This window comes from Capilliphycus salinus ALCB114379 (genome assembly GCF_047276495.1).
Classification (GTDB): Bacteria; Cyanobacteriota; Cyanobacteriia; order Cyanobacteriales; family Microcoleaceae; genus Capilliphycus; species Capilliphycus salinus.
Window position 1 is genome coordinate 7388450 of record NZ_CP178543.1, and the last position, 21361, is coordinate 7409810.

Sequence of the window (21361 nt, forward strand, 5' to 3'; positions counted from 1 at the left end):
AGTTGAGAGGGGGCAGTTGTGCGGCGTGAGAAGATAAAATACAGATTGGCTCCGAACGCCTTCTGTTCCCTCAGACTCAATCTCGAGTTATCAGGTTTTAGCCTCAATCATTCAACATCTAACATCTCGAATCAAAGATCAAGTAGGATATGGCACGCGCAAAATTTGAACGGACTAAACCCCACGTTAACATCGGTACCATCGGTCACGTTGACCACGGTAAAACCACTCTGACTGCTGCAATTACCATGACCCTAGCGGCAGGTGGTGGAGCCAAAGCTCGTAAATATGAAGATATTGATGCGGCTCCTGAAGAAAAAGCTCGGGGTATTACTATCAACACCGCTCACGTTGAGTATGAAACCGCAGAGCGTCACTATGCTCACGTTGATTGCCCCGGACACGCGGACTATGTGAAAAACATGATCACCGGAGCCGCTCAAATGGATGGGGCGATCCTGGTGGTTTCGGCGGCAGATGGCCCCATGCCCCAAACTCGCGAGCATATTCTGTTGGCCCGTCAGGTGGGTGTTCCCAGCTTGGTGGTTTTCCTCAACAAGAAAGATATGGTCGATGACGAAGAGTTGCTCGAACTCGTTGAACTGGAAGTTCGCGAACTCTTGAGTTCTTACGATTTTCCCGGCGATGATATCCCCATTGTTGCGGGTTCCGCTCTCAAGGCTGTAGAAGCGTTGAGCAGTAATCCTAAAATTGCACGGGGAGATGACGAGTGGGTAGATTACATCTACGCGCTTATGGATAACGTCGATGAATACATTCCCACCCCGGAACGTGCGGTTGATAAGCCTTTCCTGATGGCGGTAGAAGATGTTTTCTCCATCACAGGTCGCGGTACGGTAGCTACAGGCCGGATCGAACGGGGTAAAATCAAGGTGGGTGAAACCGTTGAATTGGTTGGTATCAAAGATACTCGTAGCACAACTGTAACGGGTGTGGAAATGTTCCAGAAGATCCTCGAAGAAGGAATGGCTGGAGATAACGTCGGACTGTTACTGCGGGGTCTGCAAAAAGCGGATATCGCTCGGGGTATGGTACTCGCTAAACCCGGTAGCATTACCCCTCACACTCAATTTGAGTCTGAGGTGTATGTTCTCAAAAAAGAAGAAGGCGGTCGTCATACACCCTTCTTTTCCGGCTATCGTCCTCAGTTCTATGTACGGACCACCGATGTAACCGGTACGATCGACAGCTACACCGCTGATGATGGTTCCAACGTAGAAATGGTCATGCCCGGAGACCGGATTAAAATGAACGTGACTCTGATCACTCCGATCGCAATTGAGCAAGGGATGCGCTTTGCGATTCGTGAAGGTGGACGGACGATCGGTGCCGGTGTTGTGTCTAAAATTGTGAAGTAGGCATGGTAGCCTCCAAACACTGATCAAATAAACGGCTCGTCTTGAACTCCCGGTTGTTAACCCACAAAGGGAATTTAGACGGGCTGTTTATCCCGGTGTAGATCTGGCTGTTGTCCAAAGATTAGAGAACAAACAGCAAATTTTTCCATCCCTACACTGACAAAGGGTACGTTTCACCCGAATTCTCAAGGGTGAAAATTTCAATGTTGTCTTGAGTTTAAGGTAACAACCTCAACACGAGTCGTTAAAAACTTGCACTGAACCTGGAAAACTTAAAAGTAAATGGCTACAATTCAACAGCAAAAAATTCGTATCCGCCTCAAAGCATTTGACCGTCGTCTGCTGGATACCTCTTGTGAAAAAATCGTCGATACTGCCAACCGCACCGGTGCAACGGCGATCGGCCCCATTCCCCTACCTACAAAACGACGCATTTATTGTGTACTTCGTTCTCCTCACGTCGATAAAGATTCCCGAGAACATTTTGAAACACGCACTCATCGCCGCATCATCGATATCTATCAGCCTTCGTCTAAAACCATTGATGCTTTGATGAAATTGGATTTACCCGCCGGGGTCGATATTGAGGTCAAACTCTAGAGTCCAGCCATCCCGTTGCCAGTCAGACACCAAAAAATAGAAACTTGAGTTCGGAACAGGGGAAACAAATCCGTTAAAGTAAAATAAAGAAGCGCACACCATAAACGGACAATGGCATCATCTTCCTCAATAGCAGTTCGAGAACTCCCCCTGTTTCCACTCCCGGAAGTGGTTCTATTTCCCGCCATACCTCTGCCGTTGCATATTTTTGAGTTTCGTTATCGAATTATGATGAACACGATCCTCGAAAGCGATCGCCGCTTTGGGGTTCTCATGTTCGATCCGACTCAAGGTCAAGTCGCTTCCGTGGGTTGCTGTGCCGAAATCATTCAGCATCAGCGCTTACCCGACGATCGCCTGAAAATGATCACCCTGGGACAGCAACGGTTTCGCGTTTTGGAAACTGTTCGAGAAAAACCCTATCTGGTGGGGTTGGTTGAATGGATAGAAGACGAACCCCCCCAACAAGATCTGAGACCTTTAGCAACGGAAGTTGAAGGCTTGCTGCGAGATGTGGTTCGCCTCTCCAGTAAATTGATGGACCAGAGCATTAAACTTCCCGAAGATATTCCCAGTTTGCCCACAGAACTCTCCTACTGGGTGGCGAGTAACCTCTATGGCGTACCCGCAGAACAACAAGCCCTTTTAGAACTGCAAGATACCGCCGCTCGTTTACAACGGGAAGCGGAAATCTTGAGTTCAACTCGCAGTCACTTGGCGGCTAAAACCGTTCTCAAAGACACTTTTGAGAATCCGGTCGATCCCAACTAAGTCCATTAAAAACCCGTTATTTTTTTTGAGAATTCCAACAGCAGCAAACCCAATCTGTTGATAACAATTCCAGTCTACAGAAATGAATTTTTTCTCTAATTCTTTCTGTCCTCTGTTCTGTTTTCTCTGTTCTCCATCTCAGCAGTAGCGTTTGTTGCTAAACCCAATTTAAGATCATACCAACTCTGGACTGCTAACCATCCTGCGGATAGCAGTCCTGCTAGGCTAAGAGTCAAACCACTGTAGGGAATCAATAAACCAAACACGGGTATTGCCACCCCTGCAATTGTACAAATAATCGCCGCCAAACCCGCCTGACGATGTTTTCCCAGTCCGCCCATCAAAACCAATAAAATCGGACAAATCAAAACAAAAGCCAATTTAGCATCGATCAACCGACTGCTGTAGGTCAGTGTCAGCAAACAAGCAAAGAAAACACCGCCCGCGATCGCAATATCTCTCAAGCTCAACGGTAACGAAAGATTCAGTAACAGAATCCACCACAGAAAAATAGCCGGCGCCAACAGCAACAACCGGGGTAAAACTCCCGTATTCGTAACCGGAGCGGTCGCAGTAAACACCCCCAAGGGATTACGCACCGAGACATTCCCCTCAAAAATCCAAGTTAGCTCTCGCAAACCTTCTTTTTCCTGCGTCACCGTCGGAATAGCCCCCGCAAAATCAGCATTAGCAAAATTTGCCAAAACCGTCAGGCGAAAATTGGACAGCAGTTGTCCCATCGGTTCATAAACCCAACGGGGCGCACCTTGGGCTTGATAAACCACCCGAAACCTTGTGCTTTGTCCGGGCGCCAACCGAAACGGAAACCCATAATCCCCCGGATTAATCGATACCAAAGCTTTCCCCTCTCGTTCGACTTGAAAATCTTGGAGAAGCTTATACCCAAAAGGCGGACGAACTTCAAAGAAAAACTGCTCAATATCGCTGAGTCGGTTCACCACCTCGTATTCGGCTTCAAAACCCACACTGTACAACCACTGACGAGTTGCCGGATCGGTAGCCTGATCGATTCTAACTTGAATTTGCGAACCTGCGATCGCCAAAAACCGATTCACCTTCTGGGTTGCTTGTTCCTCAATTTGTTGATTATCAACCCAACGATAGCGGGTATAAGTTTCTTCGATTTCATAACGAACCTGAGGGGGCGCTTGTTCGAGGCGTTCACCGGCTACCGTCGTCGCCACTTGAGCAACTTTTTGTTGTTCCCAATGATGATATCGGTTCGCCAGAGTCGAACACAGAAAAAATCCCCCCACCAAAATCACCAAAATCAAACCGATGTGGGGTAACTTTTGAATCAGAAAAAGATAGCGTTTTAACCCCCCTTGCAGAATGGCGGCGATGGTTGACTCTCCGTGACGAGAATTCGACCAAATCAGAACCGCCATCACCAAGCCAAACGCTAAAATAAACAGGCTCAATTTCCAAGAAAATAGAACAAAATTTGAGCCAAAATTAATTAGCTCCGAAGGATGAGTTAAATCCGGTAAATTTGGAATGCCTTGAGACGAAGGATACATGAGAAAATCCTACGATAAAAAATGCACAACTATACTTACACAAGCTCGAAGGTTAGCCCAGTCGTACAAAATTAACGTTTACTTATACAGCGACAAACTTTCCAAATCCTGTCAAACTGTTAGCATTTCCGCCTTGCACAAATCCGACCAGTTCCCCCGAACTATTGCCAAAGCCAAAAGAAGTTGTCTCTCGAAAAATTCCCGCACCCGGCCCCAAACCCGGTAAGGTGATATCATCCAAAAAATACTCATCGGCATTTCTAATCACAATCAAATCTCCCTGGGCCAAGTTAAAATCAACAATCAGAGCATAATCGTCATTGCCTCCTTGGTCATAGTAAGTCTCTGTCGTATCTGCCAAAACAAATTCGTCTGCTCCCGCTCCACCAATTAACGTATCTTTTTCATTGCCAAACAAGTTAAAACTTGGCGGTGATATTATCGGTGATGTCGTCGATTCTATTTCAAAACCGACCAAAGTATCATTCTCTAAATCGCCAGAGATCAGATCGTTTCCCTGACCTCCAACCAAAAAGTCATTTCCCTGACCTCCAAACAAGGTATCAGACAATCGATTCCCAAAAAGAAAGTCTGCACCCAGATTCCCAAATATTAAATCATTGCCGCTCTCCAACTCAGCAAAAGAGGGGAAAAGGTCGTCAATAATATTGTCTATATCCCCATCTAACAGGTCATCTCCCTGGCCACCATAGATCACATCGTTGGCCGAACCGCCCCTAATATCATCATCTCCCTGATTGCCGTTGATCGTATCATTTCCATCTCCGGCGGTAATCAAGTCATTCCCTTCTAAGCCAAAAATAATATCGCTCTCGGACGTGCCGGAAAGAGTGTCTGACAAAATAGTAGCTGTTGTAGTAGAAGTCACCAGTTCATCTCCTAAAAATTAGAGAGTCATACAGACTTATCTCTGAGGGAGAGAACTTATGCGCTTTTGTTGGCTGGCTTTGACTTCGCTACAATTAACGGTCAACAATGGAATAACTCCCAAAAATTTTCAGAGTTTTCGTATAAGTTGCCAATTCAGCTAAAGCCGATTGTACTGATTGATCAGAAGTATTCGCCTCAAGATCGATAAAAAACAAATAATCTCCCAGTAACCGTTTTGTCGGACGAGATTCAATCCGACTCATATTAATCCCTCGTTTGGCAAATACCTGCAACGGTTGAACCAACACGCCCGGTTTATTTTCCGGTACACTAAAAGCCAAAGAGGTATGACTTCCCCCCGGAGACGGTTGTAAACTCACCGCCCAAAAACGAGTACAATTATCGGGATAATCATTAATGGGATGAGCCATAATTGGCAACTTATATAAACTCGCGGCTCGTTCGGAAGCAATCGCTCCGGCACTTCTCTCCCGGTCTAAATGCTGTAAGGCTTCTGTGGTTGAATTTGTGGCAATTTGTCGCACTTGGGGAAGATTTTGATTTAACCACTCCTGACATTGGGCGAGGGCTTGAGGGTGGGAGTAAACCACTTCAATGTTTTGTTGATTTTCAGCCAGGGAAATCAAAGCGTGAGAAATCGGCAATACTAAAGCTTGCTGAATTCTCAGGCTATCAATTTGCCAAAGGGTGTCTAAGGTCATGCTGACACTCCCTTCGATGGAGTTTTCCACCGGGACAACCCCCAAATCAACTTCTCCTTTGGCCACTGCCCATAGAGTTTGAGCAATGCTTGGATAGGGATAAAGGGATGATTGTAAACCTTTTGTTTCTACTAAATGTCGAACGTAGGCTGTGGCTGCGGCCTCGGCGTAGGTTCCCGATGGGCCTAAATGGGCGATTGAAAGTTGCATTTTGATCTATTTTATCTGGGTTTCGATTCCAGTCTTCGGTTCTAGAAAACGGAGAAAATCTGGCTTTCGGATTCATCCCAAAGAGGGAAATTACTTCAATTTTTTCTAGTTTTGGTCATCAGTCGATAAAATTTGTCATAATTCTTTACTTTAGACTCATTATTTCTACCTGTATGATGAGACAATTAACCGATCCGATAGAGGATTTAGATTGTTTTATTGTTTTACAATATTTCTCTGCCGATCCGGATCACTTCACAAATTGTTAAAATTAATTAAAATAAGTTTACAAACATTGCAATTTTAATACTTCTATGACTATTCAATTTCATGCGAGTCAGTCCGTGGAAATGGCTGTAACGCAACAGCAGATTCCCATTCAACATTATTTGCGTCAACCGAGACGTTTAATGAACGCCCTGGTAGATCCCACCCGGTTAGAACAACTCAGCAAAGATACCTTTCGGCTAAAAATGCGCCCCCTGTCGTTTATGATGCTCAGTATTCAGCCGACAGTAGACCTCAAAGTGTGGGCTTTAGCGGACGGAACCATTGGCTTAAAATCAGTCGGTTGCGAAATTCGAGGCATCGAATACATCAATCAACGCTTTTCTTTAAAATTAGTCGGGCGTTTATCCCCAACCCAGAAAGAAGGAGTAACTCATCTGACCGGTCAAGCCAACTTGGAAGTCCAGGTCGAACTCCCACCGGCGTTAAAATTTACTCCCCATTCCATTTTAGAAACAACCGGAAATGGCTTGCTCAAAAGCGTTTTAATCACCATTAAACAAAGACTCATGCACCATCTTCTCAACGATTATCGCCAGTGGGCTTCCGAACAAAGCGATTTGGTTAATCAGCCCGAGTCTGTGCTTTCCGGCGAAGGTCAAACCATCTAAAATCGAGTGAAATTTTGATTTTTTAAGACGGAGTTAAATCCAGAGGAAGGGAGAGTTGACAGGGACTAAACGAAAGTCGATGTTGACAAGTCGGGCCGTATTTTTGCAGGGCTTGTCGGTGTTTTTTCGTTCCGTATCCCTTGTTATTGATCAAATCATACTCCGGATATTTATTTGCCAAACGCACAATTAACTCATCGCGCCAAACCTTAGCGACAATACTCGCCGAAGCGATCGCCGTTGAAGTTTGATCCCCTTTAATCACCGTTTGTTGGGGAATCAATAAATCCCGAATGGGTTGATTCCCATCAATTAAACACAAATCTGGAGGCGGTTTCAACTTCAAGATCGAGCGTTTCATCGCCAACAACGTCGCTTGGAGAATATTAAGGCGATCAATTTCTCGCACTGAAGCTATCGCCACCCGACAATCTAAGGCACCGGCGACAATTTCCGAAGCCAGTCGCTTTCTCACTTGAGGCGATAACTGTTTGCTATCTCGCACACCCGAAGCCGTCAACGCCGCGCGCGCATCATCGGATAAAATCACGGCTGCCGCCACAACCGGGCCAAACAAAGCACCCCGCCCAACTTCATCAACACCAGCAATCAATGGAGGCATAAAATCAATCTTTGTTCAGAGGACTTGCTGACCCAGTAGTGCGCCCCACCCATCAAATTACTATTCTGATAGGGCAGAGGAACGGCGACGGCGGCGGCGTTTCGGAGAAGAATCTTCTTCAGAATCCTCGTCGAGATCCATCCCTTCTTCAGAATCTTCCGAAATCCCCCCGTCAGGACTTCCAGAAAACTCCTCAACCCCAAACTCATCGGAAGACTCTTCTGGGTCCTCCGACTCAAACGACAGGCTTGACTCGTCGTCGAGCGGGGTCGGAGTCGATGAACTCGGCGGACTCACCTCCATCGATCCTTCTTCTTTGTCGTCTAAAAGATCCTTGGGTGAGGGCGGTTCTTCTCCGGGTAAACGAACCGTAACAATCACATTTCGAGAATTTTTCGGACTTTGATGAGCAAGCATCAAAGGAGAAATGCCCATCATCGCATACATTTGCTGCTCGTCGCTCGTCATTTCAACAGAAATCACTTCCGGGGGTTCGGTCGCGGGCTTCAAAGTATCCGATTTCGAGGTCCGACTTCCTCGCTCTGCCAAACCGGTCCGGGCGGGTACAACTTCCGATAACTGAAGTTCCTGACGATTCTCATTGTATCCGGTGGTTGGCAAGCGCAAATTATTGCGGGCGGGTTCATCTTCGTGAACCAAAGAATCTAAACGCCGACGCCGACGCCGACGAGCGTTAGTACCGGTGGTCAGATCTTGATAACTCGGATGGTTAATTAGCTCTAAATCCTGTAAATTGCTGGAAGGATCTAGCTCCATCGTTTCCGGTTCGCTGCGTTGTTGCGGGGAGACCTCTAAAATCGGCGTTGTTTTTTCCGGTAGCCGTTCTACGGTTTCGGGTAAACCGCCGGACAAACTGGTGCGGGGAGTTAAAACAATCCGTTCGGGAACAGTGCTTTCTGCGGCCGGTTCGGGTTCGGGTAACTCGCCGGGAAGATGTACCAAATGACCCAAACCGCCACAAGTTTGACAGGGGCGACCAAATAACTCGTAGATATTTTGTCCCTGACGCTTGCGGGTTAACTCAACCAATCCCAACTCGGACAATTGGGCGATTTGGGGTCGGGCTTTGTCGGCTTTGAGAACCTTGTTAAAATGTTCGAGGACTTGCAACTGATCGCGGCGAGAATCCATATCGATAAAATCGACAATAATCACCCCGGCGATATTGCGTAGGCGCAACTGACGGGCGATTTCGGTGGCGGCTTCGCAGTTGGTCCACAACACGGTTTCTCGGGAAGTGGCCGACCGGGTAAACGAACCGGAGTTAACATCAATCACGGTTAAGGCTTCGGTTGGCTCAATCACAATATAACCGCCCGAGGGCAAATCTACCCGAGGTCGCAAGGCTTCGCGAATTGCCGCATTCACCCGAAAATATTCTAGAACCGGAATTCGTTCTCGATGGTGATCGATCAAAACCCCCTGAGGGGCTTTACCAACACTCCAGTTAATCAGGTGTTGCTTGACGCGCTTAATCCCGGTGGGATTATCAACCACAATCCGATTAACATCGCCGCTGTACATATCGCGCAACACCCGTTGAATAAAGTCGTTATCGCGATTGAGCAAAGCGGGAGGACGGGTGGAACTGGCTTCTTGCTGAATATTTTCCCACTGTTTTTGCAAGCTTTCCAAGTCTTCTAAAATGGCATCTTCTGCCATTCCTTCGGCTTCGGTTCGCACCAGCAAACCCATTCCCGAAGGTTTAATTAAAATTGCCAGGGCTTTGAGGCGATTTCGTTCGGTTTCCGAGCGTATCCGCCGGGATAAATTCACGCCCCGTCCGTAGGGCATTAAAACTAAATACCGCCCCGGTAAGGTAATATTTCCGGTCAGTCGCGGGCCTTTAGTTCCGGTGGGTTCTTTCATCACCTGCACCAAAACTTTTTGTTGGGGTGCTAATAATTCGGTGATGGAACCGGAAGATTTTTTCAGTCGTAAAGGGCCGAGATCGGAAACGTGGATAAATCCGTTTCGTTCTGCATCCCCAATATTAACAAAAGCGGCATCAATTCCGGGCAAGACATTTTCAACAACTCCGAGATAAATATCGCCAACTTGGTGACTTCCGGTGGCAACAACGAGTTCTTGAATCTGATCTTCGGAGAAAACAGCCGCTATTCGATGCTGTTCGGCAATGATAATTTGTTTTGACATCTAATTTCCTCAAAACTTGGCAACACAGGAGGCAGCTACGCTGCGTGTACCTCTGATGTTGACTTGAGTTGTTCGTTGATAAATGATGTTTCTTCTAACCAGTAGAGTGGGAACGGGCGAATTCCCCATTTGAATCGGCTCACAGAGCATTTCCAAAATAATAAACTTTACAAGCAAAATGTCGCAACTTTGGTTTTTCCTTATTCGCTAAACTAACCTGTTGATAAAGGGTGAACTGTAATCATTTTCGGTTTTTGCAACTTTTATTGGATTGGAAATCCGGTTGACCTTTCACAGTGCTTGAACATCTGATTTATCCGCTTCTATCAGAGAAAAATAGGACTTGACAATGATCGTGGGTTTCTCGAATAAGAAATGATTAACGTTGAAATCATTTCTGAGTTGACTTCGCTGACCGCTTGACTCTGTTGTTAATTATCCTTTTTTCTCGGATAATAGTTGGTTTGTTTAGCTTTAAGGACGTTCAACCGCAGACCCGCTCAATATACTGCTGACTCAGGCAAAAAAGCCTACTTTTAGAGGACTCTATCGTGAGTTTCAGCAATACAAATCCGCTTTTTTAAGGGGAATAGGGAGAGCCAAAGTTTGATAAGTTGATTGAGGAACTGAGTTTCTCAAAGGATTCATCTAACAAACTTAAACATCCCCAATTTTCGGATCAAGACTACTTCTTTTGCCGTTGACTCTAGGATGAACCATCGATTCCCTTAGCTATCTCTTGCCAGAATTTATTTATTAGATCGGATCGCCTATGCTGCTAAATCGCAATTCAGGCAAATTTCAACCCTTTGAGATCGACTCCCGTTTTATAAGTTTAACGGGAAAATCCGACCTGTGTTGAGAAATTCCACAACGAGCAACTGAACCCTTTGATTAGAATTTTATACCGATCTGCTGGTTCAATCCTCAAAGTTTTGACGAATCGCTCCGAACAGAATCGCTCTGTTGGGTTCTCACCTCAACCCTTATGAAGTTCTCCCATCAGAGGTTTTTTGGATAAAACGGTGTAAAATTTTTCCCCGGTGACATCTTTATTTAGCTTGCCCTATCTAAACAGGAGGGTAGCTTTTTCCGGAACCTTCCCAGTGGAGTTCTTCTGCTGTCTCGGTTGTCTCACCGATCTAAACAAGCGACTCTAGCTAAAGATTGTCACTGCTTGTAGCCTTTGCCCTAAATTCTATAATAACATCTATTTTGATACAACAAAAGACGGGCAATTTTCTGCGCTTTTTGATCGGAGTCTAACCGACCCCACGAATGAGATCGAGGAAAAATCCCCTTCTCATTGGCGGAGTTCTCCCGACGGTTTACTCCCGCAGGATCAGCCGTAAACGGTGAAGATGCAGCAGTTCAAACTCCTGGTGGCTCACTTGTTCTAACATATAGACTATTTGTTCGGGACGCAGTTGAGTCCCATCGTTACGACATCCTCCGACATAACGTAATGTTACAGTCTGGTTTTGATCGACATCTGGCGAACCCAAATCTTGGCAAGCGCCCACATCAACTAACTCTAACTCAAACAATTGTTCGCGCAAATTAATGTATCGAGTTTTACCAGATTTCGTGGTTTTTTGATAAATCATCTCCTGAGTCTCAAGAATTGCCCCGATCCATTCCAACCACCGGTGCTGTTCTACACCGACACTCGACCTTAACGTTAACAAATACTCTGCCTGTTCCAAAAACTGAGAAGCGGTTTTCGACTTGACATCAAGACGTTCAACCTGATATACCGGCAAATCAGGCGGTAAATGGCTGATTAAAACCTCTCGAAACGCCCCAACCTCCATCGACTCGGTGAGGTCAAACTCAATAATCTCGCCGCTGCTGGTAGCCCCCAAAGCCAAAGCATTCGCCGAATAAATGCGGGGACTCGGATGATAACCCCCGGTAAACGAAATCGGCAAACCAGCCCGTCGGGTCATGCGATCGAGCAATTTCATCCAGTCCAAATGACCCACCAAGGCCATATTCCCCCGTTTTCCCATCACCACCCGCATCCGTTCAACCCGTTGGGACTCGGGGACGGAATGACCGGAAAATTGGGGTATCGCTGGCGGTTCGATGACAATATTGTGACCAAAATCAACCCCGCAAACCCCACAGTGAGAACAGCCTTCAAAAGAACAGTCGGGAACCGTCGCCGCTTCTAACGCCCGTTGTAAATCTTCCTTCAACCATTTTTTCTCAATTCCGGTATCAATATGATCCCAAGGTAAAGGCTGATCGAGGAGGGCTTGAGTTTCTGTTGTTTCCGAGTCGGTTAACTCCATCACATTCCACTCGCCATTCTCGATCTGTCGGTATTTCCAACTCATCCCGGCTTCTTCAATAGCCTGAGTCCAAGCCGCAAACGCCCGATCTTGGCTTTCCCACCAAGCATCCATTCCGGCTCCGAGTTCCCAAGCCCGACGCACCACCGGGGCCAAGCGGCGATCGCTCCGTCCGACAAAATCTTCCATCGCGGAAATGCGAATATCGGTAAAATTCGCCTTTACCCCTTTTAAACGGCGAAATTCGGCTTTGAGTAACTCCTGTTTGCGTTGAAACTCGGCGGTTGAAACCGAATGCCACTGAAACGGCGTGTGAGGTTTGGGCGTAAAATTAGAGATGGTGAGATTAATATTCAACCGTCGCCGCTTGGGGGCGGTGCATTCCCGTAGCAGCCACCGCACGGTTTCGGCTATCCCCAACACATCGGCATCCGTCTCGCCCGGTAAACCGATCATAAAGTACAGTTTCAGCTTATCCCAACCTTGTTCGTAGGCGGTTTTTACCCCCCGCAGGAGTTCTTCGTTGGTTAACCCTTTGTTAACGATATCGCGCATTCGTTGGGTCCCCGCTTCCGGGGCGAAGGTGAGGCTACTTTGTCGCATTCCGCCGACAATATTGGCGATATTTTCATCAAAGCGATCGACCCGCTGACTGGGTAAGGACAGCGAGACGTTTTGATCTTTGAGGCGATTTTTGATTTCGACTCCCAAGGCGGGTAAGGCTAGATAATCCGAACAACTCAGCGATAATAGGGAAAATTCATTATATCCGGTGGCTTTCATGCCTTTTTCGATGGCATCGACAATGGCTTCGGGTTCCACATCTCGGGCCGGACGGGTTAACATTCCCGGTTGACAAAAGCGGCAACCTCTCGTACAGCCCCGCCTAATTTCCATTGTCAGGCGATCGTGGACGGTTTGGACGTAGGGGACCATTGTGATCGAATAGGCGGGCATGGGAGTCGCCACGCGCCGGAGAATGCGCTTGGGAACGTCTGGGCGGTTGGGATGCACCGATCCGTCTGCTGCCATGTCGTAGAATTGAGGCACGTAGACCCCCGGAATTTGTGCCAAGTCCAGGAGTAGGTCTTCTCGGCTTAAATTGTTGGCCTTGCCTTCTTCGAGAATTAGGCCAATTTCGGGTAATAATTCTTCTCCGTCTCCCAAGGCGATCAAGTCGAAAAAGTCGGCGTAGGGTTCGGGGTTGGAGGTGGCGGTTTGTCCGCCGGCAAAGATTAAGGGATATTGTCCGAAGGGAGTGTTGCCGTCGGGGTTTTGCCGTTCTTTCCAAGTTAAGGGAATTTTGGCTAAGTCTAGCATTTCTAGGATGTTGGTTGCTCCGAGTTCGTAGCTTAGACTGAAGCCGAGAATGTCAAAGTCTTGGAGGTGCCGCCGGGACTCTACGGCAAATAGGGGGGTTTCGGTTTGGCGGAGTTTTTCGGCGAGATCGGGGGCGGGGAGATAGGCGCGATCGCAAAGTTGGCGAGGTTGGGTGTTGAGGATGTTGTAGAGAATGATATGGCCCAGGTTGGAGGCGCCGACTTCGTAAATTTCGGGATAGGTTAATGCCCAACGGACTTTGGCTGAGTCCCAGGGTTTATGTTTGGCCCCCAACTCGTTCCCTAAATAGCGGGCGGGTTGGTGTATATCGGGGGTAATGAGTTTTTCGACTGCTACTGCCACTGTAAACCTCGCTGTGCATCAGTTTCTGGGTTCAAAGATAGATTTTACTGAGTCACCGCATCGTTTATTGACTGTTTCAGTGTGACTCTTGTTTGTTGATTGATTAATAGTTCTTCATTATTTTATCGGAATTTTATCGGATTTTTAACGTTATGGATTGAGCAGATCTCGACAAAAGTGGTAAGTTGAGGTAGGGGAGTTGGATGTACGAGCCGGAACAAATTTGTTTGTCCAGCCATCTGAGTTGATCAGATCCGCTTGGGTTGAGTCGGTTGAAAATTGGACATTCTATCAGGGTTTTTGGTTGGATTGCCAGTTTTGGTGATGCAGATCACTTTAAACTTAACTTTAAGATCACAAGCGTCGAACGGTATTCGTTAGAGAATTAACAAAAGCAGAGTTACCCCAATAGCAATCATGGCAGCTACCAATGTAATTCGCCAACTTGTTTCCAAGGCACTTTATTTCAAGCGCTTGACACCTGAGATCGAACAGGAGATCAATACTGAACTCACTCGACTGGGTTATATTTCGGATACGGACTATGAAGCCCTAGAACTGTTAATGGAAGAAATGGATGCGGGGCGGGTTCAACTGGTTCCGAGTCCTTAAAATCAAACCGCAAAACCTAGAGCAATTGGTGCATCTATATGATAAAATATTGCACCTCATTCTAGAACGGTTTTGACTGAAATTTTAGGTTGAATTTGTATAAATAAATTTTATAGAATTCAAGCTAATCTCTGAGTGGTTTCCCGAAAATTGTTCTATTGTGATTGTTTTTGTACGGCAATAGACCCATCGTTTTTGAACGGCTTATTACATAAGATGGTTTTTCAGTCCGATCTGAACCTCTAAAACTCAACTTTTTTGGTATGATCTCTAGGCTATGCCTATCGCCTGTTATGAGCGCTCATGCAATTTGCCAAACGTCTAGAGAAGATTCCCCCCTACTTGTTCGCCGCAATTAACCGCAAGCGAGAAGAATTACTCGCCCAAGGGATAGATCTGATAAATTTGGGAGTTGGCGATCCGGATTTACCGACTCTAACTCCGGTGCTGCAAGCGATGCACGCAGCTTTAGACGATCCTCAAACTCACAATTATCCGCCCTACCAAGGCTTAAATGAATATCGCCAAGCAACGGTAAACTGGATGGAACGTCGGTTTGGGGTGGTTGGACTGGACCCGCAAACGGAAGTGATTTCTTCGATCGGGTCAAAAGAAGCCATTCACAACACCGCTTTGGCTTTTGTTGAACCGGGAGATTTAACGTTAATTCCCGACCCCGGTTATCCAGTTTATCGCACTTCGACCCTATTTGCAGGGGGAGAACCTTATTTGTTACCCTTGAAGCCTGAAAATCGGTTTCTTCCGGATTTAAGTTTGGTTCCCGAAGAAGTCGCCCGTAAAGCTAAGTTACTTTGGATTAATTATCCGAATAACCCCACCGGTGCGGTTGCTTCTTTGGAAGATTTTGCGGAAATGGTGGCGTTTTGTCGAGAATATAATATCCTGCTTTGCCACGATCACGCCTATTCTGAAATTGCTTTTGATGGCTACCAACCGCCGAGTATTTTGCAAGTTCCGGGGGCGAAAGAAACTGCAATTGAGTTTCACAGCTTATCGAAAACTTACAATATGACCGGTTGGCGAATTGGGTTTGTTGTGGGTAATTGTATCGGAATTCAAGGTTTAAGTCAAGTTAAGAGTAATGTCGATTCGGGCGTGTTTAAAGCGATTCAAAAAGCGGCTATTACTGCTTATTCGACGTTAGAAGCCGACCGCGAACCGATGGTTTCTATTTATCAAAAACGCCGGGATATTTTGGTTGAGGGGTTAAAATCGATGGGATGGTTAATAGAAGCGCCGAAAGCCACGCTTTATGTTTGGGTTCCGGTGCCGTCGGGTTATACTTCTACAGAGTTTGTGACTTTACTATTAGAAAAATGCGGGATTGTTGTTGCTCCCGGTAGCGGTTATGGTTTGGCGGGAGAAGGGTTTATTAGAATGGCAATTACGATTAGTGAAGAACGAATTCAAGAAGCGATTGAACGGATGAAAAAGGCGGGGATTTGTTACTGTTAATCACTTCTTTCTACTGTTGATCGACCTCTCCCCAACTTTCTCCGAACGGGAGAAGAGACCGGAAGAGGATTAAATAAGAATTATTTTCCCGAGGTCAATCAAACTAACAGCTTGACTCGGGCTTTGTGATCAAATAATGAACCCTGAAAACTTCATTCTTAGTCGGATTGGGACTGAATAAAAATTGGCGATCAAGTCTCATCTTAACGCATAATAGAAAATGATCAAGTGTTGAGCAGGATTGTAGAGGTCAAAAACATGGTCTTAACAGCCCAACAATTAGAGGCTTTGATGCCAGATGCGTCAGAACTAGAGAGTGATGAACCTGAAATGGAAAGTTCTTTACATTATACCCAGTTATTAATATTGGTGAGTTGTTTAGAATGGCTCTGGCGAGAACGGGAAGATTTTTTTATTGGAGCTAATTTAACGATTTATTTTAGCCGTCAACAATTGCGAAATCGGGAGTTTCGAGGGCCTGATTTTTTTCTAGTTAAACCTACAGAAAAACATCCCCGCAAGTCTTGGGTCGTTTGGGAAGAAGAGGGAAGATATCCCAATTTAATTATTGAGTTACTCTCGCCTTCCACCGCAAATGTAGATCGAACTGATAAAAAAGAACTCTATCAAAATCGATTTCGGACACCCGAATATTTTTGGTTTTCTCCCGAAAATTTTGAGTTTCAAGGATTTAGATTGATTGGCGATCAATATGAAGAAATTTCTCCCAATTCTAATAACTGGCGTTGGAGCGAACAGTTGGGGTTATATTTAGGTGTTGAACAGGAGGTTTTGCGGTATTGGACAGCCGAAGGAAATTTGGTTCCAACACCGACAGAAGCGGCTCAAGAAGCGGAAATTCGCGCCCAAGAAGCGGAACTTCGCGCCCAACAACTGGCCGAACAATTGCGATCGCTTGGTATTGAACCGCAGTAAAATTTTATTTAATTATTTGGAAAATACATCGGGATAAGCTTGCCAAACCTGACCAATAAAAGCCCGCAGTTGTTGATGGGCGGTTGTCGCCGCGTGGGAGGTTTTTCCGTCGGGAGAGTCTAAGCGAACTAACAGGGGAATCACTTCTGTATCCAAAGCGGGTTGAAATAATTTTAACGGCCAAATGAGGTCAGAACTCTCTCGCAAATTGTATAGCGTTTGGGGCGAATTTTCCCACGAGGGAGGTTGAGGAGAATGAGGATCACCTGAAAATTCTAACAACATTAGTGGCCGTACCCAACAAACCTGACGAGCGCTAACGACTTGGATCACTTCTGCATAGAGAAAATAACGCTCGTGGGTGAGTTTAACAATTTGACCGGATTGAAATGGAAAATTGTCCATTGTTACTCGGGTAAACAAAAAAGATCTAATTGATCTATTTTGGATATAAATTTTAGCACCGATCAAGTTCTGTTAAAACAGTGGTTAAATCACCAATCAGATGTTTTGCATTTTGTTTGGCTGAACCCTGACAATAGTTGGCAACGGATAAGGGTTTCCCAATATTAACTCGAACCCGACAACCCCAACGGGGAACAATAGGCGTGTAATGCAGGGACATGGGTACAATTTGAACATTCAGGTTGGCTTGACTGGATTCGGCTTGTAGGGCCAAACGAGCGAGTCCGGGTTTGAGGGGGTGAACTTCATTATCTTGAAAAATATTACCTTCGGGGAAAATCACCATCATTTCTCCCTGACGGAGCAATTCTACCCCATAGCGGAGCGTGGCAATACTGGGATGTCGGGGATTGACCGCAAACCCTCCTAAACGGCGGATAAACCACCCCTGGATGCCCTTCATTTCGTCTTCTGTGACCATAAATCGTAAATCCCGTCCGGAAACACAACGGCCCGTAGCGTAAGGCATCATTAGGGCATCCCAGCGAGAACGGTGGGTGGGTGCGAGAATCACAGGCCCGGTTTTGGGAAGGTTTTCTTGGCCGATGACCTCTATTTTGCGGAAATAAGAGGGTAGGACGAGGAAACGACCAAGCGGATAAGCTAGAGCAGTTAGCCAGGGCGACACCGGAGAGATGGTCAATTTTCCCTTGGGAGAGGTTGGCATTTTCAGGGGTGATTCTTTGAAGTCAAGTGTCATCATAAGTGGATCGGTGTTGAATTGATTTCTTGACTCTAAGGTAAATTTTTTATCCTGTGCTGTCGTTTATCTAAATGACAGTTCTTATACTGTCTTGGCTTGGAGGGGAAAGGGGCCAATTCACTCACCGCCTCCTGTAGGGGCGGGTTCGGCTTACAATCTTTACTACTACTCAAAGATTTACATAAACCCGTCCCCAAGTCGAAGGAAACAGTCAGGGGTATGTATCCTGAGTTGGGCTAAGATTAACCTTTTTTTAACCTTTGAGCCGGTGATGATCCTGACGACGTTCGGCGAACCAGGATTGTAACTGTTGGCGACAAGCTGACTCCAGAATTCCGCCTAAAACCTCCAAACGGTGGAAGGAATAAGCACTATCGGGAATGTTGGCAACGGTGCGAATTGTACCAGTCTTGGGATCGTCTACTCCGTAAATGAGAAGCTGAATTCTCGCTTGCACAATCGCTCCGGCACACATCGGGCAGGGTTCTAGAGTAACATAGAGTGTACATTGGTTTAAATGCCAATCTTTTAGCTTTTGGCCTGCGGTTCGCAGGGCTAAAATCTCTGCATGAGCGGTTGGATCGCTATCGCGTTCTCGTCGGTTTTCTGCTTCTGCGAGTAACTGACCTTGAGCATTAATAATAACTGCTCCGACGGGGATTTCTCCGGCTTCTCCAGCCCTTTGAGCGAGGTCTAAGGCTCGTTTCATCCAGTGACAATGGGTGCTATACCAATCCATATTTTTGGATTTTTGATCGAATCATTGATTGAGCAAACTGAGAGGGTCTGAAAATCATAGTCAAGTTTCTGAGATTCCATCAATTTTTACTGTTATATCTCGATTGTGTTCGAGAGTATAATCATTGAGGATAACTTAATCTTAGCGTTTTGAAAACTGAGTACAAATCTTAATAAGAAGAATGGGTTTGAGATTCAGAAAAAATTAATACAAGCATCAGATAAAATTTTTAAAATAGGAATAGATAGGCTATTGTTTATCGAGTTGGGGGTGAACAGTGATTCCGGTTGGGGTGGGTTCTGTAGGATATGTACACCCGCTTGGGGATTGAACTGAACTCAAGTCACCTCAGCTTAATTTTAGACAAAAATTAGCCGAAAAGCTAGCCGTTGTACAACTTAGCTTCAAAAAGCCGATAATTCGGTGATGAACTCAGTATAAATTTTCACTTCGGGGTGTTTGAAGCATGATTTTCTGAAATTGATTCGGAAGTCTTCGCTCTATTTCAGAAAGTCGATAGAACTTGTCTCTTAACGAGTTAGGATAATCTCATGTTTAATTTTCTCGAAGATGGCTTTGTTTTAGAAAACAAAGTTAATTCATTTATTGTTGACTCCGGTTTATACACCCATCTAGAAAGTTTATCTGTTTCTAGTGATTATGATCGGATATTGAGTTTAGCAGTTTCCGAGTTTCAAGAGATGAACACGGGAAATGAGAACTTAATGGGCAGCGATATTAATGATACCATTACCGGGGGTGAGGGAGATGATGTTCTTGCCGGAAATGGAGGAAATGATGATCTTTATGGCGAGCCGGGTAATGATACATTGTCAGGCGGTTTCGGGGATGATTTTATCGTCGGACAAGAGGGAAATGATCTGCTAGAGGGCGGTATGGGGATAGATTTTTTGCTGGGGGGTTTGGGAGAAGATACTATCGTTTTAATGAACGAAACCCAAGCGAACTCGATGCCTTTTGCCGATGTAATTGTTGATTTTGACCCGTTATCAGATCGAATAAAATTACCGGATAATTTGCCGGAATCTAACCTGCTTTTAGAGCCGATATTTCTAGAAAATGGTGCGATCAACACTTTAATTATTGATCGGTTAAATAATCGGGTATTAGCTTCGGTATTAAATACAATTCCCAGCCAGTTAGATGGTCGTTTAATTGCGACGGCGATCGCATCGGATTCTACTTTAGGTCAAGCCACAAACTTGGGAACGTTAGGAAGCGTTACGGTGAGTGAATTTGTGGGAGATGTAGCCCCCCAAGATATTTATCGGTTTGATATCGAGATTGATAGCGATATTAATATTGTGCTTGAGGGTTTAACGGCGGATGCGGATGTAGTGTTGTTGCAAGATATTAATAATAATCAAGAAATTGATATTACCGATATTATTAATACCTCTCAAAAACCGGATAATTTGCCGGAGTCTTTGTCAATTAATGCTTTGCTGGCGGGAACTTATTACGTTGTTGTTTATCAATATCAGGGCGATACGGCTTATAATTTAACGGTTTCTGCCACACCCAATCCCCAATTTAATAATCCGACAATCCTTGAAGGGTTTGATAGCCGTTTTGGGTACGGTTTAACCGATGCTTCGGCTGCGGTTTCTCAAAGTTTGGGAGTGCCTGATTTTCCCGATGTTGCCGATTTGGGCGGTAATGATTGGGGGCGAGATTTAATTGGTGCGCCGGAAGTTTGGACGCAGGGAATCACGGGAGAAAATGTGGTGGTTGCGGTGATTGATAGCGGCGTTGATTATAATCATCCCGATTTATTTGCTAATATTTGGAGTAATTCCGATGAAATTCCGAATAATGGGATTGATGATGATAATAACGGCTATGTAGATGATAGTCGAGGTTGGGATTTTGTGGAGCAAGATAACGATCCGATGGATTTGAATGGTCACGGAACTCATGTGGCGGGAATTACCGGTGCGAGTAGGGATGGAGTGGGAATTACAGGGGTTGCTCCCAATGCTGAAATTATGCCTGTACGAGTATTAGATAGAAATGGTTTTGGTAAGGTTAGCGATGCTTTAAGGGGGATTCGTTATGCAGTAGAAAATGGGGCGGATGTGATTAATTTGAGTTTGGGAGGAAATGATTATATTAGCGAGGTTTTAGATACGATTAGTTGGGCGGTTGAACAGGGAGTTGTTGTGGTTATTGCTGCGGGAAATGAAAGCAGAAGTTTCCCGTCTTATCCGGCGCGTTTTGCCAATCAATTTGGAATTGCGGTGGGATCTGTCGATCGCAATAATCAACTTTCAAGTTTCTCCAATCAAGCGGGTATTTTACCGCTTAATTATGTGGTTGCACCGGGAGGAGACGGGGGTTTTTCCGATGTTGGGGATATTTATTCAACGGTACCGGTTGCTTCTGGGGTTCCCTATCGATTTCTTTCGGGAACTTCGATGGCGGCGCCCCACGTTTCGGGTGTGGTGGCGTTGATGTTGCAAGCCAATCCCAATCTAACGCCCACTCAAGTTGAGGATATTTTAATTCAAACCGCAGATCCTTCTACAAAGATTGAATTAACATAAATCCGATCTGAGAAACCGGGTTCGATCACGAAAAATAGAGGGGATTCAGCTAAAAGCAGTCGCCAGAAAT

17 protein-coding genes are annotated in these 21361 nt (G+C 45.6%); 8 read left to right on the plus strand and 9 right to left on the minus strand.

All coding sequences use genetic code 11. From position 1 onward, the window contains the following. Window positions 1–149: 149 nt before the first annotated feature. The 3 genes from tuf to ACL6C3_RS30050 all read left to right on the plus strand — a co-directional run bounded on the left by tuf (window position 150) and on the right by ACL6C3_RS30050 (window position 2750). Complete coding sequence (tuf, locus tag ACL6C3_RS30040) at window positions 150–1379, plus strand: elongation factor Tu (RefSeq protein WP_413163748.1); 1230 nt, start codon at window positions 150–152, stop codon at window positions 1377–1379. 291 nt (window positions 1380–1670) lie between these two features. Beyond that, window positions 1671–1979 (plus strand): 30S ribosomal protein S10, encoded by a 309-nt coding sequence (gene rpsJ / locus ACL6C3_RS30045; RefSeq protein WP_198012903.1) that lies wholly within the window; start codon window positions 1671–1673, stop codon window positions 1977–1979. A 111-nt stretch (window positions 1980–2090) separates the two neighbouring features. Then, on the plus strand, window positions 2091–2750 hold the full coding sequence (locus ACL6C3_RS30050; RefSeq protein ID WP_413163750.1) for an LON peptidase substrate-binding domain-containing protein: 660 nt from the start codon (window positions 2091–2093) through the stop codon (window positions 2748–2750). Window positions 2751–2845: 95 nt separating this feature from the next. Here ACL6C3_RS30050 and ACL6C3_RS30055 read toward each other — a convergent pair whose 3' ends face one another. From ACL6C3_RS30055 to pheA, 3 genes are all read right to left on the minus strand, one after another. After that, the gene (locus ACL6C3_RS30055; RefSeq protein WP_413163752.1) at window positions 2846–4291 is read right to left on the minus strand and encodes a hypothetical protein; all 1446 of its coding nucleotides are present in this window, start codon (window positions 4289–4291) and stop codon (window positions 2846–2848) included. 82 nt (window positions 4292–4373) lie between these two features. Further along, complete coding sequence (locus tag ACL6C3_RS30060) at window positions 4374–5180, minus strand: calcium-binding protein (protein WP_413163753.1); 807 nt, start codon at window positions 5178–5180, stop codon at window positions 4374–4376. Between the two features lie 94 nt (window positions 5181–5274). Beyond that, window positions 5275–6114: a prephenate dehydratase gene (gene pheA, locus ACL6C3_RS30065; RefSeq protein WP_413163755.1), complete on the minus strand. Its 840-nt coding sequence runs from the start codon at window positions 6112–6114 to the stop codon at window positions 5275–5277. Between the two features lie 314 nt (window positions 6115–6428). On the opposite strand from pheA, the gene ACL6C3_RS30070 reads away from it, so the two are divergent. Next, on the plus strand, window positions 6429–7013 hold the full coding sequence (locus tag ACL6C3_RS30070) for a DUF1997 domain-containing protein (RefSeq protein WP_413163757.1): 585 nt from the start codon (window positions 6429–6431) through the stop codon (window positions 7011–7013). 22 nt (window positions 7014–7035) lie between these two features. On the opposite strand, the gene ACL6C3_RS30075 is transcribed toward ACL6C3_RS30070, so the two are convergent. From ACL6C3_RS30075 to ACL6C3_RS30085, 3 genes are all read right to left on the minus strand, one after another. Continuing rightward, window positions 7036–7635, minus strand: coding sequence for a ribonuclease HII (locus ACL6C3_RS30075; RefSeq protein WP_413163759.1), 600 nt, complete (start codon window positions 7633–7635; stop codon window positions 7036–7038). Between the two features lie 60 nt (window positions 7636–7695). Then, a complete protein-coding gene (locus ACL6C3_RS30080; RefSeq protein WP_413163761.1) occupies window positions 7696–9813 on the minus strand; it encodes an Rne/Rng family ribonuclease in 2118 nt (705 codons plus the stop codon). Between the two features lie 1328 nt (window positions 9814–11141). Then, the gene (locus ACL6C3_RS30085) at window positions 11142–13793 is read right to left on the minus strand and encodes a TIGR03960 family B12-binding radical SAM protein (RefSeq protein ID WP_413163762.1); all 2652 of its coding nucleotides are present in this window, start codon (window positions 13791–13793) and stop codon (window positions 11142–11144) included. A 417-nt stretch (window positions 13794–14210) separates the two neighbouring features. Between ACL6C3_RS30085 and ACL6C3_RS30090 the strand changes: the two genes are divergently transcribed. The 3 genes from ACL6C3_RS30090 (at window position 14211) to ACL6C3_RS30100 (ending at window position 16817) form a co-directional block, all read left to right on the plus strand. Next, window positions 14211–14405 (plus strand): hypothetical protein, encoded by a 195-nt coding sequence (locus tag ACL6C3_RS30090; protein ID WP_413163763.1) that lies wholly within the window; start codon window positions 14211–14213, stop codon window positions 14403–14405. A 303-nt stretch (window positions 14406–14708) separates the two neighbouring features. Continuing rightward, window positions 14709–15881, plus strand: coding sequence for a pyridoxal phosphate-dependent aminotransferase (locus tag ACL6C3_RS30095; protein ID WP_413163764.1), 1173 nt, complete (start codon window positions 14709–14711; stop codon window positions 15879–15881). A gap of 258 nt (window positions 15882–16139) precedes the next feature. Further along, entirely contained in the window at window positions 16140–16817 is a 678-nt protein-coding gene (locus tag ACL6C3_RS30100) for a Uma2 family endonuclease (RefSeq protein WP_413163766.1), read from the plus strand. A 12-nt stretch (window positions 16818–16829) separates the two neighbouring features. Here ACL6C3_RS30100 and ACL6C3_RS30105 read toward each other — a convergent pair whose 3' ends face one another. The 3 genes from ACL6C3_RS30105 to tadA all read right to left on the minus strand — a co-directional run bounded on the left by ACL6C3_RS30105 (window position 16830) and on the right by tadA (window position 18724). After that, window positions 16830–17222: a hypothetical protein gene (locus tag ACL6C3_RS30105; protein WP_413163768.1), complete on the minus strand. Its 393-nt coding sequence runs from the start codon at window positions 17220–17222 to the stop codon at window positions 16830–16832. A gap of 52 nt (window positions 17223–17274) precedes the next feature. Beyond that, window positions 17275–17985: a lysophospholipid acyltransferase family protein gene (locus ACL6C3_RS30110; protein ID WP_413163769.1), complete on the minus strand. Its 711-nt coding sequence runs from the start codon at window positions 17983–17985 to the stop codon at window positions 17275–17277. Window positions 17986–18238: 253 nt separating this feature from the next. After that, window positions 18239–18724, minus strand: a complete 486-nt coding sequence (gene tadA, locus ACL6C3_RS30115; protein ID WP_413163771.1) for a tRNA adenosine(34) deaminase TadA — start codon at window positions 18722–18724, stop codon at window positions 18239–18241. Window positions 18725–19275: 551 nt separating this feature from the next. Here tadA and ACL6C3_RS30120 point away from each other — a divergent pair. Beyond that, window positions 19276–21291 carry a S8 family serine peptidase gene (locus ACL6C3_RS30120; RefSeq protein WP_413163773.1) on the plus strand — a complete coding sequence of 672 codons (2016 nt, stop codon included), beginning with the start codon at window positions 19276–19278 and terminating at the stop codon, window positions 21289–21291. Window positions 21292–21361: the final 70 nt, after the last annotated feature.

Excerpts from the sequence above, each read along its gene's own strand:
- tuf (WP_413163748.1), top strand. The coding sequence starts at position 150 with ATGGCACGCGCAAAATTTGAACGGACTAAACCCCACGTTAACATCGGT.
- ACL6C3_RS30050 (WP_413163750.1), top strand. The coding sequence starts at position 2,091 with ATGGCATCATCTTCCTCAATAGCAGTTCGAGAACTCCCCCTGTTTCCA.
- ACL6C3_RS30055 (WP_413163752.1), bottom strand. The coding sequence starts at position 4,291 with ATGTATCCTTCGTCTCAAGGCATTCCAAATTTACCGGATTTAACTCAT.
- pheA (WP_413163755.1), bottom strand. The coding sequence starts at position 6,114 with ATGCAACTTTCAATCGCCCATTTAGGCCCATCGGGAACCTACGCCGAG.
- ACL6C3_RS30070 (WP_413163757.1), top strand. The coding sequence starts at position 6,429 with ATGACTATTCAATTTCATGCGAGTCAGTCCGTGGAAATGGCTGTAACG.
- ACL6C3_RS30075 (WP_413163759.1), bottom strand. The coding sequence starts at position 7,635 with ATGCCTCCATTGATTGCTGGTGTTGATGAAGTTGGGCGGGGTGCTTTG.
- ACL6C3_RS30080 (WP_413163761.1), bottom strand. The coding sequence starts at position 9,813 with ATGTCAAAACAAATTATCATTGCCGAACAGCATCGAATAGCGGCTGTT.
- ACL6C3_RS30090 (WP_413163763.1), top strand. The coding sequence starts at position 14,211 with ATGGCAGCTACCAATGTAATTCGCCAACTTGTTTCCAAGGCACTTTAT.
- ACL6C3_RS30095 (WP_413163764.1), top strand. The coding sequence starts at position 14,709 with ATGCAATTTGCCAAACGTCTAGAGAAGATTCCCCCCTACTTGTTCGCC.
- ACL6C3_RS30100 (WP_413163766.1), top strand. The coding sequence starts at position 16,140 with ATGGTCTTAACAGCCCAACAATTAGAGGCTTTGATGCCAGATGCGTCA.
- ACL6C3_RS30105 (WP_413163768.1), bottom strand. The coding sequence starts at position 17,222 with ATGGACAATTTTCCATTTCAATCCGGTCAAATTGTTAAACTCACCCAC.
- ACL6C3_RS30110 (WP_413163769.1), bottom strand. The coding sequence starts at position 17,985 with ATGATGACACTTGACTTCAAAGAATCACCCCTGAAAATGCCAACCTCT.
- tadA (WP_413163771.1), bottom strand. The coding sequence starts at position 18,724 with ATGGATTGGTATAGCACCCATTGTCACTGGATGAAACGAGCCTTAGAC.
- ACL6C3_RS30120 (WP_413163773.1), top strand. The coding sequence starts at position 19,276 with ATGTTTAATTTTCTCGAAGATGGCTTTGTTTTAGAAAACAAAGTTAAT.